This is a genomic window from Bradyrhizobium sp. WSM2254, from assembly GCF_000472645.1.
GTDB classification, from domain to species: domain Bacteria; phylum Pseudomonadota; class Alphaproteobacteria; order Rhizobiales; family Xanthobacteraceae; genus Bradyrhizobium; species Bradyrhizobium niftali.
Genome location: NZ_KI421445.1, coordinates 34,575 through 48,201, shown reverse-complemented (window position 1 = coordinate 48,201; position 13,627 = coordinate 34,575). Strand labels below are relative to the sequence as shown.

Here is a 13,627-nt window from a genome sequence, read left to right as displayed (position 1 = left end):
AAGGCCATGAACGATTTAAGCACCTCGTCGCAGATCACCTACCGGGCCGTCCCGATCCGACCAGGCGTGATACGTCGTATCCGCGGCCTTTCGGACCAGGCGCTCGCATGGCTCTTCATCACTCCGACGATCGTGCTGCTGCTGGCGATCAATATCTTCCCGCTGGTATGGACGATCTACCTGTCCTTTACCAACTACCGCGCCAATCGGCCGAACGCGCCGACGTTATGGCTGGGGACCGATTGGTACCAGTCGATCCTGACCGATCCGGATATCTGGGCGGCGATGCAGGTCACGGCGCATTTCGTGGTTTGGACCGTGCTGATCGAGACGGTGCTCGGATTCGGCCTTGCATTCCTGATCGACAAGAAATTCCGTGGCCATGGCCTGTGGACCACGATCATTCTATTGCCGATGATGCTCTCACCCGCGGTTGTCGGCAATTTCTGGACCTTCCTCTATCAGCCGCAGATCGGGCTGTTCAACTACGTGGTCGCCTTCTTCACGGGGCGCGGCGCGTCGTCGTTCCAGATGCTGGGAGACGTGACCCTCAGTCCGTGGGCCATCGTCATCGTCGACGCCTGGATGTGGACGCCTTACGTGATGCTGATTTGCCTGGCAGGGCTGCGGTCGATCCCGGATTACATTTATGAGGCAGCGGAGGTCGACCGCGCGTCGAATTGGCGGCAGTTCTGGTCGATCACGCTGCCGATGGCTCTGCCGTTCATCATGCTCGCGGTGCTCTTTCGCGGGATCGAGAATTTCAAGATGTTCGACATGGTCAACCTCCTGACCGGTGGAGGGCCGGGCTCGACCACGGAAGTCGCTTCGATCACACTGAAGCGCGCAGCCTTTGAGAGCTGGCGAACCGGCTATTCTTCGGCCTTCGCGATCATTCTGTTCGTGACAGTGTTTGGCCTTGCCAACATCTACGTCAAGGCGCTGAACCGGGTGAAAAGCCGATGAGCGCGTCAAACGCAGCCCACTCAGTCGTCGAACCGTCGACCGGCACTCGCCGCTTTGCCGGCCTGCTCGTCATACTCTATGCCATCATAACGATGGTTCCGCTGATATGGATCGTGCTCACCTCGTTCAAGTCGCCTGACGATGCGATCTCCTATCCGCCGAAGGTCTTCTTCAAGCCCTCCCTTGAAGGCTATTGCAACGTCTTCACAACGCGCTCGCGCCAGACCCAGGAGTTTATCCAGACGCTGGGGCCACCGCAGGGGCTTTGTGACAATATCGCGCGCAGCCGCAACATGGTTGTCGCCGGGCCGTCGAACTATGTGCCGCGCTTCATCAACTCGCTGATCATCGCCTTTGGCTCGACGGTGCTTGCCGTCGCGCTCGGTACGCTCTCGGCTTATGGCTTTTCGCGCTTCCGCGTGCCTCTCAAGGACGACCTCCTGTTCTTCATTCTATCGACCAGAATGATGCCGCCAATCGCGGTCGCGATCCCGATCTACCTGATGTACCGGACTGTCGGGTTATCGGATACCCGTCTCGGGATGATCCTGCTCTACACTTCGGTGAACGTCTCACTCGCCGTCTGGCTTCTCAAGGGCTTCATCGACGAAATCCCGCGCGAATACGAAGAAGCGGCAATGATCGATGGCTATACGCGCTTCCAGGCTTTCGTGAAGGTGGTTCTCCCGCAGGCAACGACCGGGATTGCCGCAACGGCAATCTTCTGCCTGATTTTTGCCTGGAACGAATACGCCTTTGCGGTCCTCCTGACCTCTGGCAACGCCCAGACCGCGCCCCCTTTCATTCCGATCATCATCGGCGAGGGCGGTCAGGATTGGCCCGCAGTAGCCGCCGGTACGACGATCTTCCTTGTGCCGATCGTCGTGTTTACGGTGCTGCTCCGCAAGCATCTCCTGCGCGGCATTACCTTTGGGGCCGTCCGCAAATGAACCTTGATGTGAACACGTCAATGCCGCACGTCAGCCCGACGAGCAGAATGTTGCGGCGCGGTCCGCTAGAGGCCATCGCGACGGCAATCATTGCTGCAGGCGTGGTCATGCTGATGCAGCCGTTTTCTCTAACGCTTTATTCCTGGTCTTTCGTGGTCACTCTCTTTGGGACGGTGATGTTCACGATCGTCTCGAAGGTCCGGGAGTAGCGCTCGATGGCACAGATCAGGGTCGAAGCGCTCAATAAATCCTTTGGAGAGTTTCACGCAGTCAAGGGCGCGAGCTTTACGGTGGATGACGGACAGTTCCTTTGTCTTCTTGGGCCTTCCGGGTGCGGCAAGACGACAACGCTGCGGATGATTGCAGGACTGGAATTGCCGACATCCGGCACGATCAGCGTCGACGGTGAGGACGTGACGATGAACCGTGCCTCCGCGCGAGATATCGCCTTCGTCTTTCAGCTATTTGCGCTCTATCCGCACATGAATGTCCGGCGCAATATCGGCTTTCCGCTCAAATGCGAGGGGATTGGAGCTGCGGAGCGCGACCGGCGCGTGGTGGAGGCGGCTCGGATCCTGCGTATCTCCCATCTTCTTGATCGGTCGGTTTCGACCCTCACCGGCGGCGACCGTCAGCGCGTCGCGCTTGGGCGGGCGATCGTCCGCAAGCCGAAGTGCTTCCTGATGGACGAGCCGCTCGGAGCGCTCGATACCGAAATGCGCGAGGCGATGATCCAGGAATTGCGCGCGCTGCATGACCGGCTTGGCGCGACGACCGTTTACGTCACGCATGATCAACTGGAAGCCATGGCAATGGCGGACCTGATTGCAGTGATGAACAACGGCGTGGTCGAGCAGATTGCGAGTCCGCGCGACATTTATGACCGGCCTGTTTCGCTCTTCGTCGCCGACTTCATCGGTTCTCCAGCGATGAATTTCCTGCCGTTTCGCGGCAGCCTGCAAGCCGGGGCGCAGGCGATCCGGCTCGGGGATCGCGAAGTTGCGATACCCACCGCACGCGAGGCGTTGGTGGAGAGCGACCTTGTCCTGGGCGTCAGACCCGAGCATGTGCGGTTTTCCGATAGCGGCGTGGTGCGGGGCGAGATCTATGGTTCGGAATATCTCGGCACGACGCAGATCGTGACGGTGACGACGTCTTACGGCGCTCTCAAGGCTCGCTCGCCCGCCAGCATGCCCTTTCAGATTGGGGTGAATGTCGGGCTCGATTTTCGGCCCGATACGTTGTCGCTCTTCGACCAGGGGTCGGGACGGGCAATACGCACCGCATTGTACGAGGGAGGCGAGCATGGCTGAAGTCGAGATCGGGGCGGTCTCCAAGGCGTTTGGCAAGACGCAAGCCGTCGTCGATCTGTCCCTCACCATTGGAGACGGCGAATTCGTTGCGTTGCTGGGGCCGACCGGCGCCGGCAAGACGACGACGCTGCGTCTCGTCGCCGGATTAGAGGCGCCCGACAGCGGTTCGGTCCGCATCGACGGACGCGATGTGACCAGTGATGCGCCGGCGGATCGCGACGTCGCCTTCGTATTCCAGCAATATTCGTTGTACCCGCATCTGACCGTGTTCGAGAACATGGCCTTTGCGCTACGCGCGCCGACTCGCCGGCTGCCGGAGGCCGAAATTCGCGCAAAGGTCGAACAGGTTGCGCGTCTTCTCCATATCGAAGCCAAGCTCCACAGCAAGGCGACCCAATTGTCGGGCGGGCAGATGCAGCGCGTTGCGATTGGCCGCGCTCTGGTGCGCTCGCCCTCGATCTACCTGATGGACGAGCCGCTTTCTTCGCTCGATGCCAAGCTGCGCGGTGAAATGCGCCTGGAGCTTAAGCGCATCCAGATCGATCTCGGCGCGACGATCCTCTACGTCACCCACGATCAAACCGAGGCTATGACCATGGCATCGCGCATCGGCGTGATGGAGGCCGGGCGATTGATGCAGATCGGAACGCCGCGCGAGATTTACGAGAACCCGGTCAACACCTATGTCGCTGCCCGGCTCGGCCAGCCGATGATCAACCTGCTGCCGGCCGGTCTGTTTGCGGGGGCTCCGTCGAACGCCAAGACCATCGGGGCGCGTACCGAGCACCTGGCTATCACACGCAATGGCGGAGACGTGTCGGCAACCGTCACGCGGGTCGAGCATCTCGGCGACCAGAGTCATTTGCACCTGGATCTCGGTGGCCAACCCGTTGTGACGTTGGCGGAGTCTGAGACCACATTAGATGTCGGCGACGTGGTGTCACTACGCCTCAACAGGCCGCTGTTCTTCGACGCGGCCGGCAGGAGGGTCGCAGCATGAGTCTCGAGCGGGCCTCCAGGGAAGAGCTGGTGCGAGCGCTTGCGGAAGCGGTGATCCAGCACGCCGACGAGCTGACCGGCCTCGATCAGGCGATCGGTGACGGCGATCATGGGTTGAACATGAAGCGCGGCTTCGAAGCCGTGCTCGCGACCTTGCCTGGCCTTGCGGACAAAGCACTGCCGGAAATGCTGAAGTCGATCGGAATGACGCTGGTCATGAAGGTCGGCGGGGCCTCTGGGCCACTGGTCGGGACTTTCTTCATGGAGCTGGGCAAGGCGCTTCCGGAGCAGCCGACACGTGCAGAGTTCGTCGCGGCCGCGGATATGGCGATTAACGCCGTGAAGGCACGCGGACGCTCAGAAGCAGGACAGAAGACCCTGCTCGACGTGCTGGTGCCGGTGCAAGCGGTGTTGGCCGCGGGTGGCGATGCGCGGGCGATTGCGATGGAGGCAGCGCAGGCGGCCGATCGCACGACGCCTATGCTCGCCATTCGCGGCAGGGCTTCTTTTCTCGGCGAACGTTCGATTGGTCACATGGACCCCGGTTCGCGCTCAGTGTCCCTGTTGATCGGCGCTGCAGCCAAAGTATTGGAATTCGAGGCAAGGTTATGAACAGTCAAGATCGCGGTAATGTCGGAATCGTCATCGTTTCACATTCGCCCAAGATTGCGGAAGGCGCGGCCGATATGGTGCGTCAGATGGTGGGCAATGCGGTGCCGCTCGCCTGGACCGGCGGCGATGTCGATGGAGGGCTCGGCACGAATGTTGCTGGAATCCTGGAGGCGATCGAGGCGGCGTGGTCCCCATCAGGTGTGGCTGTGCTCGTTGATCTCGGTGGAGCGGAGACAAATTCCGAGATGGCAGTGGAAATGTTAGCCGAAGATCGGAGGGCGCGCGTCGTCGTCTGCAATGCTCCGGTGGTCGAAGGAGCGGTGATTGCAGCGACGGAATCCTCGGGTGGCTCATCGCTCGCAGCCGTCAAGCGTAGCGCGGAGGAATTCTATGCATGATGCCCACGCCAGCCGGGCAGGTGAGACGTCGGTGCCGCTGACCGCCTCGGCGGTTCTCGTCAACAAGGTCGGTCTTCATGCGCGGCCGTCGGTCAAGCTCACGCAGTGTGCGAAGAGGTTTGCCGCAAAGATCGAACTCGCCCTCTCTGGAGACGGGCCTTGGACCGATGCCAAGAGTCCGGTGAAGGTGATGCGTGTAAAAGCTCCGCAGGGGGCGACGCTGCATTTCCGGGTCACCGGACCGGACGGAGAGGTGGCGCTTGCTGCCGTGCTTGCGCTTGTGCATGACGGTTTCGGTGAGGCTTAACAGCAGTGGCAGAGATCCAACTTATCGGCCGTGCCGCATCGCCGGGCCTCGCGTTCGGGCCGGTCGCCGTGCTGACTGCGGCCGTGGCCGGGCGAATGGCGAGCGAGGATCCGGAGCAGGAGGCTGCAGCGCTGCGGTCGGCGATTGAGGGGGCGAGGGCGGAACTCGCCGAGCAGATCAAGACGATTCAGAGTGAGGCGGCAGACATTCTGGAGTTCCAGGCCGCCATGCTGGAGGACGATGCGCTAACAGACACGGCATATGAACTTATCGCGATCGGGATCACTGCCGACCATGCCTGGCGCCGGGCACTCGACCTAGAGATCGCCGGCTATCGCGCGGCTGAAGATGAATATTTCCGTGCCCGCGCCGTTGATATCGTTGACATCCGCGATCGCGTGCTTGCGCATCTGGGCGGTGTGGAGGCTGTCGCCGGAATCGCGGGCGGTTCGATTGTTGCGGCTGAAGATATCACGCCTTCGACCTTTCTTGCGACTGACTGGTCGCAAGGCGGCGCGATCGCGCTGGCCAGTGGCTCACCTTCCTCGCATGTCGCGATGTTGGCGCGCGCGCGCGGGGCGCCGATGGTCGTTGGATTAGGTCCGTTGGCGTGGCACGGACAGCCGCCGGTCTTGGCGCTGGTAGACGGCGACGCCGGAAGGGTCATCTTCGATCCGGAGCCGGAGACCATCCGTCTCTTTGAGCTGCGTATGGCGGCTGCGAAGGCCGAGCTGGCTGTCGCCGAGGCGACCAGCCTTGCGCCTGCCTTCGTCGCCAATGGTCGGCGGATAACGGTTCTGCTCAATGTCGCCGGGCCTGAAGACCTTGCAAACCTTGATCCCGCAATTTGCGACGGCATCGGCCTTGTACGCACGGAATTCCTGTTCGAGGCGGCTCACGGCCTGCCGGACGAGGAAACGCAATACAGGGTCTATCGAGACATTCTCGTCTGGGCTCAAGATAAGCCGGTGACGATCCGGACCTTGGATGCAGGCGGAGACAAGCAGGTTCCCGGGTTGACAGTCGAAGGTGAGAGCAATCCATTTCTCGGCCTCCGCGGTATCCGCCTCTCGCTCGCGCGGCCGGAGGTGTTTCGCATGCAACTCCGCGCGCTCTGCCGTGCGGCTGTCCATGGCACCCTGAAAGTGATGTTGCCCATGGTAGCGGTCCCGTCGGAATTGGACCGCGCGAACGAAATGCTTGAGGCGGAGTTCACAGCCCTCCAAGCGAAAGGAGTTGCCTGCGCTCGCCCGCCGCTCGGCATTATGGTCGAGGTTCCAGCGGCGGCGCTCTGTGCAGCGGATTTTGGCGCTGCATTCTATTCCATCGGTTCGAACGATCTAACCCAGTACACGATGGCGGCGGCGCGCGACATCGGCGCAGTCGCTGACCTCAATGATACCAGCAATCCAGCTGTGCTGGCTCTGATAGCCGCGACCGTCGAGGCCGGGCTAAAGCGTGGCGTCGAGGTTTCGCTCTGTGGCGACGCCGCGGCCAACACCCACCTGACGGCGGCGCTGCTCGCCACCGGATTGACAACTCTCTCGGTGTCGCCGATTGCCGTCGCACGGCTCAAGGCCGCAATCGCAAAGGTGAGTTCATGAAGGACGATGTCGGCAAGGACACGCCCGGTGACAAGAATGTCGCAGAATACAAGATAATCCTGCGAAAGGTACTCGACAATCGGCCCTCGGGGACGCGCCTGAAGCTTGCGGCGGCGCTGGGCAAGAATCGCTCTTTCGTGAGTCAAATCACGAATCCGGCTTATCTGGTGCCGATCCCTGCGAAGCATGTCACGGTCATCTTCGACGTCTGCCATCCGTCCAGCGCCGAGCGTGCGGCATTTCTCGATGCGTATGGCCGCGCGCACCCCGGAAGACTGCGCGCACCCCACCGCGAAGCACGCACGCGTGTCATTACGGTGACCGTTCCTGAACTTGGTGACGACAAGAAGAATCGTGCGCTCGAGCAGCTCATCGTGGATTTCGCCGCGCAGCTCGCGCGCTTTGCAGAAAGCGTCGGTTAGCCATTGAATTGAACTTTGGACCGGACTGGGAGAACGCTCATGAAAAAGCTGATCAACAGCGCAGATACGGTGCTCGAAGAAAGCCTTGACGGTCTAGCCGCAGCGCACGCGGATCTGCTGGTGCTTGGCCCCGAGCGCAAATTTGTGCGTCGTCGGGCTCTGAAGCCAGGCAAGGTCGCGCTGATTTCGGGAGGCGGTTCGGGACATGAGCCGCTGCACGCGGGCTTTGTCGGCCTCGGCATGCTTGACGCGGCTTGCCCCGGCCAGGTCTTCACCTCGCCGACACCTGACCAGATGATCGAGGCCGCGGAGGCCGTTGATACCGGCGCAGGCGTGCTGTTCGTCGTCAAGAACTACGAAGGCGACGTGATGAATTTCACCATGGCAGCCGAGATGGCCGGCCGAGAAGTGGCAAGCGTGGTGACGAACGACGACGTGGCGGTCGAAAAGTCGACCTACACGACCGGTCGTCGCGGTGTCGCTGGAACGTTGATCGTGGAAAAAATGGTCGGCGCCGCGGCCGAGACGGGTATGCCTCTTGCCGCGCTCAAGACGCTCGGTGACGATGTCAATCGGCGTACGCGATCGATGGGGGTCGCACTGCTGCCATGTACCGTGCCAGCGGCCGGACGGCCAAATTTTGCTTTGGCCGACGATGAGATGGAGATGGGCGTCGGCATTCACGGTGAACCTGGCCGTCGCAGGGTGCCGTTGGCTTCCGCGGATGCGATCGCCGCTGAGCTGGTCGAGTCAATTCTGAAGGATCTTGGGCCCAGCAGAGGCAGCGAAGTGCTGCTTCTCGTCAATGGGTTCGGCGCGACGCCTTTGATCGAGCTCTATCTGATGGTCAATGCCGCCAAGCGGATCTTGGATCGCGCAGGAATAGCGGCAACGCGGTTCCTGACCGGTCCCTACGTCACATCGCTAGACATGGCCGGCGTCTCGATCACCGTATCTGTACTCGATAACGACGCCGCAAAATTGTGGGATGCCCCGGTGCATACCGCGGCTCTGCGGTGGGGAGCCTGATATCGGCGTCGTGACGAAGTGGTTCTGTTGCAGGCGAAGACCCGTCGCTTTCACACCGCCGGGGTCCGCAAGATCGCGCAGCGGGCTTCGGCGGCGTCCACGCCGACTTCGACGCGAACAGCACGGCAGCCACTCCAAATTAATGCGATTTCCTTGACGTTGTCGTCGCGATGCCCGCGAGCAGTTCACTGCACCAACCTCTACTGCTCTTTCGCTTCCATTCTTGCGCAATCACTGCCGATCGTCGTCGGCCGAGGTGACGGCACGCGATTTCAGCGCTGCAACTACGGATTGGGGCCGCGCCACGCAAAAGCTAATCGCTGGGAACTACCCTTAGGGCCTACCTGTCAGGTCGCAACCGTCAGCGAATGTCGGTCGGCGTGTTGGTGCATCATTAAGTAGAATCCCGACCACTCCTTTGCAGCGGATTCTAGTCCAGGTGCCTTGCGCGCAGATCTTGAAGGTCCTTTTTCAATGCCACCAGATCCAGCCCGCGAGGAAAAGTGAGGCGTCCAGAGCGGATCACGAGCCGGACATACGGATACCGTTCTTCGGCAAGCATCGGAGAACTGATCTTGTACTTGTGCCAATCTTCGACGATGTGTGCCTGTTGTTCGACGTTGTATGAGTCCCAGCTATCCCCGGGCGTGTAGTCGTAGCCGGCACCGACCGTCTGCGCCCAGAAGGAGCGCGCCATCGTCCAGTTTGAATCGTTGAACGCCTGCCACACGTGGGTCATTTCGTGCACGAAGAGGTCGCAAATGCGACCGAAGTTGTCGCACAAGAGGCCGAAGGTGGGGCTAGGCGATGCCAGGTTACTGAACGCGACATTGCCGAGATTGATGGCATACCGCATGCTCGGCACCATGGGATTGCTTCCTCTAAAGAACGGTCCATCGTTCGTCCACGGTCTTCCGCCTGCTCCCAGGCCATTGGTAATCGCGATTGTCTCCCACGGCGGCAACGTCGGGCCAAAGACGTTGCGCGCGAAATCCCGTTCGCTGACGTCCAGCACGCGCGCGAAGTCGGGTCGGCTTCCTTCACAGTCCGGCGGGGTCGGAGCCGCTGGGGTGGGCGCAACCGGTGGAGTGGGCGCAATCGGCGGGGGAGGCGGCGTACCTGGCGGCAGATAGATGAATCCCCCTCGCCATCCACCTTTCCCGCCGGTCGTACCGGAAGAAAACGCAAAATTCTGGCGGTCGGGCGACATCGCGCGGCAGCCTACATACTCGGCCAGGTACCAGTTCACCTGCCGTGTGGCTTGTTGGAAATCGCGCTGTTTGACGAGCTTTATGCCCGGAAAATTGAACTCGATGAGGTCCCAGGGGTCGATGCCGATCCGCTTGGCGAGGGATATCCAGGTCTCGCCTGCCGTCACCGCATGCCGGATTCCTGCTGGCGGTACATAGCTTTCGACGACAGGCTTCAAGGGCCTTTCCTGGTTCGGCAATGTGAGACCTCCCCTGCTGGTTCCTGCGGAACTGTGCGTTCTCGCCACCAATATCCTGGTTGCCGCTATCTCGAGGCGGTTCGATAGTTCCATTCATTCGGGCCACGAACTGGCAGTGGCAAATCGAGGAGCCTCATTCGTAGCTTGGAGGCGTAGACACGGAGCAATGTCGAACGAGCAATGTCCGCTTTAGCGCCGGCCTTTTGACTTCGAACCAAGCAGATCATGCGTTCCGCTGATGCTCACCGTTCCCGAGCACTCGAAGCCGCCGAAAATTCCGCAGGAGCCGGTGACCGTAACGCGCAAGTCTTTGCGTTGGTACATGTCGACCGAAATGCCCAGGCGCGAAAAGTCGTTCGCGCTGTTCGGCAGGATCAGATCGATGTGCTCTGCGGCCCATTGCGGTATATGCTTGTTGCTCTTCCAGAACAGTTCATTGCCGGCGTGATGCACGAAGTTCGGCCCGACCGTAAGCGCACCGTCCACGCCCTCGAACACGAAGCCCGTTTCGTCGATGTGCACGTTCACCCGATCAGGCGCTACGGCGAAATGCAGCGAGGTGATGTCCTGGGGCTGCGGGTCCTTGCCGAATTGCGAGCTGTAGGCGTCGCTCCATTGTCCGCGGTCGCGCCCGAGCCCGAAGCCGTGGCGGCCCGGGAGATCCCGCGTTGAGAGCGGCCTGTCCGACAGCTTTGGGCGCCAGATCTCCCGAAACCCCTTGCCGATCGTTGCCGCCATCGACAGATCGAGGGCCCAATGCGACGCTTTCTCCGGGCTTTGCCCTTCGGCGAAGGCGTCGAATCCGTCGGTCGTCTTGGCAATGCGCAGCTTCTTGATCAGCTCTTCCCAGTCCTTGGGCAGGAAGGTGACGCCGTCGAGCGTGGTCGTCGCGGCAGCAACACCATACTTCTCGAGTTGGTGTCGGATGTAGGGCTTCTCGTCATAAAGGCGCACATCCGGGTTGGGGCCGGCAAAGTAATTCTTCAAATCGATCTGCGGCCGAAGCATGGTCAATCGCGCCGCGATCTTCCGGTAAGTGTCGGTCGTCGTCGGATCAGTCGTCGTCATGGAACGCCCTCCGAGCCAATCCTCCCCTCAGATTGGTCTCACCCGAACGGGCTCGGGTTCAATGCCGGCTCGTTCGGTCAAGCTGCCGCCCGGCCCAGGTCATTCGAATTCCTGTCGCGCCAGCGCAGTGACTGTTTGAACCTGCCGATCGGAAACGGCGACCACCATCCGTGGGGTAGTGTGAACAACGAGGACGATCAAATGTCACTGCGGAGCAGGGTGTTAGACGTACTCAATGGCCCGGCGGTCGCACGCATGCGGTTCCGGTTTCCGATCCGCGGCAGCCATGTGACCATTGCGCCGCAAACGTTCCATCACGTCGCCCGCGCTATCCGGTTGGGGCAGGTCACCGTCAGACCTCCGACGGATCTCGCGGCAGGCGTTGCTGCGCAATACAACGATGTCGCGAGGACCAGGGCGGACGGCACAGCGGTTGCGGCGAACACGCTGGAGGTCGTGTCGGCGACGGGGCGGCTGGACGAGGCCTATATCGTCCACGAAAGCCTGCATGCGGCATATGATCTGCTGCGTACCGGCCTTGATGCCAATGCGGAAGAGGCGTCTGCGTACGTTTGCACGGCGCTCTATTGCCGCATGACAGGCCTGCCCCGCCCTCGCTGGGCCAACGGGCCGATCTACGCCAATGCCGCAGAGGTCGCCCGAACGCTCCTGTCCCAGTATCAGAAGGGCGATCCCGGGATTCCCTGGGTCGGCGAGCATGAATGGAAGATGCTGCGCGCAGGTGTTGGCTTTGATCCGGTCTATACGAGCGGACCAGGCGGTATTCTCACGGGATGGCTCCTCGGCCAGCAATATACCCACGACGGCTAGAGTGCCGGGGCCGCATCCGTTTCAGGAAATGGCAGGAGCTTCCAACTCCTGCCGTTCATCGCCAACGGAGCCGACGCACTTGAGCGCGTCATGCGACCAGCAGGCCCAGCTTGCCGACCATCGCAAGCGAGCGTCGAACGCTTTCTCGCGTTGACAGCAACAACGGATCGGCAGGCTTCCCGGCACTATCCTTCTGGTCTACCTGGATGGTCGGGCCGAATCTTTCGGTCATTTCGGCCGTGATCTGATCGATAGTCCGCGCACCGTCGAGCAATTGCAGGAAATCCCTGGTCCGGTCGTCCTCCAACTGTACCGTCTGGTGGAGGAGGTTGGTGACGAGCGGACCTGTTTGCGCTTGTCTTCGTGCGAGCAGGCTCGCCTGCGGATGCTCGGAAGCTTCCTTCAACAGAAATGGGCGCGAGAGCAGGAACGAAACCTCGCCGCTGCAAGCCAGGATGAACATTGCCTCCGTCAGCACTTTTTCGTCATCATCCGCGTGTCGGCCGCCCAGCAGCGCGCGGGCGCCATCGAGCAACTCGCCAAATGATAATGCGCGCGGCCAGGCCCGGCCGAGACATAGATACGCAGCCTTCAAGAGCGGATTGGTTACCGTGACCCTGCTGCCGTCCTGGTTTTCGAATTCCATCGCGGAATCGTCGATCACGCAGGCGCCGGGGTCAACCGGGTTGGTCGTGCTCAGCAAATGGAACCTGGTGACGAAATCTAAGTCGATCTGGCGGGATAGCGAAATGCTGTCGTGGCAGAGCAAGGTGCGCCGAAAGCCGTTGCCGTCGATGAAGTCCTGATATTGATCGCGCGCCATGAACTCGCTCTCCGGGAAGCGCTGCAGCGTCGCGCGAACCTCCTCGGAATAGCCGGCAAGATAGCGTCGTGAGAAATCAGCGTCGCTCAGATATTGCAAGCCGTGGCGGCTTGCGTCTTCGGCAACCTCATGCAGCAGGAAGGCCTCGGCGCCATCATCGAGATCGTCGTGAAATAAAAGTTCGTCGGGGGACTTGAGGACGCGGTTGTACTGGTCGCGCATAACTGCGCCGTGCACCGAGTTGGCCTTCGAGCCGTCGCTCAGGAACTTCAAGATCGCGCGGGCCTGTCCTACCTTCCCCTTCATGTCGGTGAGACGGCGGGTGTGATACCGCATCATGTCGCGGACCATGTCGCGAAGATGCGAGAACGGGTGCGCGTTGTAGCTGACGTAGCAGACCCCGCGTGGAGCCAGGTTCTGCTTGAAGATCATCATCATCTTCTCACGCACCGCCGGCGGCACCCAGGAATACACGCCGTGTGCGATGATGTAGTCGAACTGCCCGAAGCTCGCGTCGACGTTCATGATGTCGCAATGGAGGAGCTTGATATTGCTCAGGCCCAATGTGGCGATATTTCGCTGGCCGCGCTCGATAGTCACGCCGCTCAGGTCGACACCGACGAATTCGCTGTTTGGATATTGAAAGGCCATCGGCAACAGGTTGCCGCCAACGCCGCAGCCAAGCTCGAGCACCCGACAACGCTCGACCGGAGCCGCCTGCATGCCGTAGACGGCAGCAATGGTAGCGAGATGGTTCGGATGAGTGAGCCCGTAGACGTGGCCAGGGTAGTAGACCTCGTCGTATGGCGTGGGACCGGTGCTCGGGTGGCGATGCTCGGCTTGAATGTTCATCGT

At 61.2% G+C, this 13,627-nt stretch carries 15 protein-coding genes; 12 read left to right on the top strand and 3 right to left on the bottom strand.

Annotated features, from left to right (window positions below):
• Window positions 1–6: 6 nt before the first annotated feature.
• Genes A3M7_RS0139210 through dhaK form a run of 11 tightly spaced genes read left to right on the top strand, consistent with a single transcriptional unit; the run spans window position 7 to window position 8,600 of the window.
• Window positions 7–966, top strand: coding sequence for a carbohydrate ABC transporter permease (locus A3M7_RS0139210; RefSeq protein WP_014492573.1), 960 nt, complete (start codon window positions 7–9; stop codon window positions 964–966).
• Window positions 963–1,916: a carbohydrate ABC transporter permease gene (locus A3M7_RS0139205; protein WP_027548772.1), complete on the top strand. Its 954-nt coding sequence runs from the start codon at window positions 963–965 to the stop codon at window positions 1,914–1,916. Before A3M7_RS0139210 ends, A3M7_RS0139205 begins: the two co-directional genes overlap by 4 nt.
• Window positions 1,913–2,125: a hypothetical protein gene (locus tag A3M7_RS0139200; protein ID WP_049823970.1), complete on the top strand. Its 213-nt coding sequence runs from the start codon at window positions 1,913–1,915 to the stop codon at window positions 2,123–2,125. Before A3M7_RS0139205 ends, A3M7_RS0139200 begins: the two co-directional genes overlap by 4 nt.
• Window positions 2,126–2,131: 6 nt before the next feature.
• Window positions 2,132–3,229: an ABC transporter ATP-binding protein gene (locus A3M7_RS0139195; protein ID WP_027548770.1), complete on the top strand. Its 1,098-nt coding sequence runs from the start codon at window positions 2,132–2,134 to the stop codon at window positions 3,227–3,229.
• Window positions 3,222–4,229: an ABC transporter ATP-binding protein gene (locus A3M7_RS0139190; RefSeq protein ID WP_027548769.1), complete on the top strand. Its 1,008-nt coding sequence runs from the start codon at window positions 3,222–3,224 to the stop codon at window positions 4,227–4,229. The genes A3M7_RS0139195 and A3M7_RS0139190 overlap by 8 nt, the downstream gene beginning before the upstream one ends.
• A complete protein-coding gene (gene dhaL / locus A3M7_RS0139185; protein WP_027548768.1) occupies window positions 4,226–4,840 on the top strand; it encodes a dihydroxyacetone kinase subunit DhaL in 615 nt (204 codons plus the stop codon). The genes A3M7_RS0139190 and dhaL overlap by 4 nt, the downstream gene beginning before the upstream one ends.
• The gene (gene dhaM / locus A3M7_RS0139180) at window positions 4,837–5,238 is read left to right on the top strand and encodes a dihydroxyacetone kinase phosphoryl donor subunit DhaM (protein ID WP_027548767.1); all 402 of its coding nucleotides are present in this window, start codon (window positions 4,837–4,839) and stop codon (window positions 5,236–5,238) included. The genes dhaL and dhaM overlap by 4 nt, the downstream gene beginning before the upstream one ends.
• Window positions 5,231–5,545: an HPr family phosphocarrier protein gene (locus A3M7_RS0139175; protein ID WP_027548766.1), complete on the top strand. Its 315-nt coding sequence runs from the start codon at window positions 5,231–5,233 to the stop codon at window positions 5,543–5,545. Before dhaM ends, A3M7_RS0139175 begins: the two co-directional genes overlap by 8 nt.
• A gap of 5 nt (window positions 5,546–5,550) precedes the next feature.
• Complete coding sequence (ptsP, locus tag A3M7_RS0139170; protein ID WP_027548765.1) at window positions 5,551–7,149, top strand: phosphoenolpyruvate--protein phosphotransferase; 1,599 nt, start codon at window positions 5,551–5,553, stop codon at window positions 7,147–7,149.
• Window positions 7,146–7,571, top strand: a complete 426-nt coding sequence (locus tag A3M7_RS0139165) for a hypothetical protein (protein ID WP_027548764.1) — start codon at window positions 7,146–7,148, stop codon at window positions 7,569–7,571. The genes ptsP and A3M7_RS0139165 overlap by 4 nt, the downstream gene beginning before the upstream one ends.
• Window positions 7,572–7,610: 39 nt before the next feature.
• Entirely contained in the window at window positions 7,611–8,600 is a 990-nt protein-coding gene (gene dhaK / locus A3M7_RS0139160) for a dihydroxyacetone kinase subunit DhaK (protein ID WP_027548763.1), read from the top strand.
• Between the two features lie 430 nt (window positions 8,601–9,030).
• Here the strand turns inward: dhaK and A3M7_RS0139155 are convergent, their stop codons facing one another.
• Window positions 9,031–10,029, bottom strand: coding sequence for a hypothetical protein (locus tag A3M7_RS0139155; RefSeq protein WP_245284425.1), 999 nt, complete (start codon window positions 10,027–10,029; stop codon window positions 9,031–9,033).
• 210 nt (window positions 10,030–10,239) lie between these two features.
• On the bottom strand, window positions 10,240–11,118 hold the full coding sequence (locus A3M7_RS0139150; protein WP_027548761.1) for a hypothetical protein: 879 nt from the start codon (window positions 11,116–11,118) through the stop codon (window positions 10,240–10,242).
• Between the two features lie 135 nt (window positions 11,119–11,253).
• Between A3M7_RS0139150 and A3M7_RS0139145 the strand changes: the two genes are divergently transcribed.
• The gene (locus A3M7_RS0139145; RefSeq protein WP_245284424.1) at window positions 11,254–11,949 is read left to right on the top strand and encodes a hypothetical protein; all 696 of its coding nucleotides are present in this window, start codon (window positions 11,254–11,256) and stop codon (window positions 11,947–11,949) included.
• A gap of 88 nt (window positions 11,950–12,037) precedes the next feature.
• Here A3M7_RS0139145 and A3M7_RS0139140 read toward each other — a convergent pair whose 3' ends face one another.
• Window positions 12,038–13,624, bottom strand: a complete 1,587-nt coding sequence (locus A3M7_RS0139140) for a class I SAM-dependent methyltransferase (RefSeq protein ID WP_049823969.1) — start codon at window positions 13,622–13,624, stop codon at window positions 12,038–12,040.
• Between the last annotated feature and the right edge of the window lie 3 nt (window positions 13,625–13,627).

Bases quoted from the DNA above. Each gene is read 5' to 3' on its own strand.
- A3M7_RS0139175 (WP_027548766.1), top strand. From the start codon at position 5,231: ATGCATGATGCCCACGCCAGCCGGGCAGGTGAGACGTCGGTGCCGCTG.
- A3M7_RS0139205 (WP_027548772.1), top strand. From the start codon at position 963: ATGAGCGCGTCAAACGCAGCCCACTCAGTCGTCGAACCGTCGACCGGC.
- A3M7_RS0139140 (WP_049823969.1), bottom strand. From the start codon at position 13,624: ATGAACATTCAAGCCGAGCATCGCCACCCGAGCACCGGTCCCACGCCA.
- dhaK (WP_027548763.1), top strand. From the start codon at position 7,611: ATGAAAAAGCTGATCAACAGCGCAGATACGGTGCTCGAAGAAAGCCTT.
- A3M7_RS0139150 (WP_027548761.1), bottom strand. From the start codon at position 11,118: ATGACGACGACTGATCCGACGACGACCGACACTTACCGGAAGATCGCG.
- A3M7_RS0139165 (WP_027548764.1), top strand. From the start codon at position 7,146: ATGAAGGACGATGTCGGCAAGGACACGCCCGGTGACAAGAATGTCGCA.
- A3M7_RS0139190 (WP_027548769.1), top strand. From the start codon at position 3,222: ATGGCTGAAGTCGAGATCGGGGCGGTCTCCAAGGCGTTTGGCAAGACG.
- A3M7_RS0139195 (WP_027548770.1), top strand. From the start codon at position 2,132: ATGGCACAGATCAGGGTCGAAGCGCTCAATAAATCCTTTGGAGAGTTT.
- A3M7_RS0139210 (WP_014492573.1), top strand. From the start codon at position 7: ATGAACGATTTAAGCACCTCGTCGCAGATCACCTACCGGGCCGTCCCG.
- dhaM (WP_027548767.1), top strand. From the start codon at position 4,837: ATGAACAGTCAAGATCGCGGTAATGTCGGAATCGTCATCGTTTCACAT.
- A3M7_RS0139200 (WP_049823970.1), top strand. From the start codon at position 1,913: ATGAACCTTGATGTGAACACGTCAATGCCGCACGTCAGCCCGACGAGC.
- dhaL (WP_027548768.1), top strand. From the start codon at position 4,226: ATGAGTCTCGAGCGGGCCTCCAGGGAAGAGCTGGTGCGAGCGCTTGCG.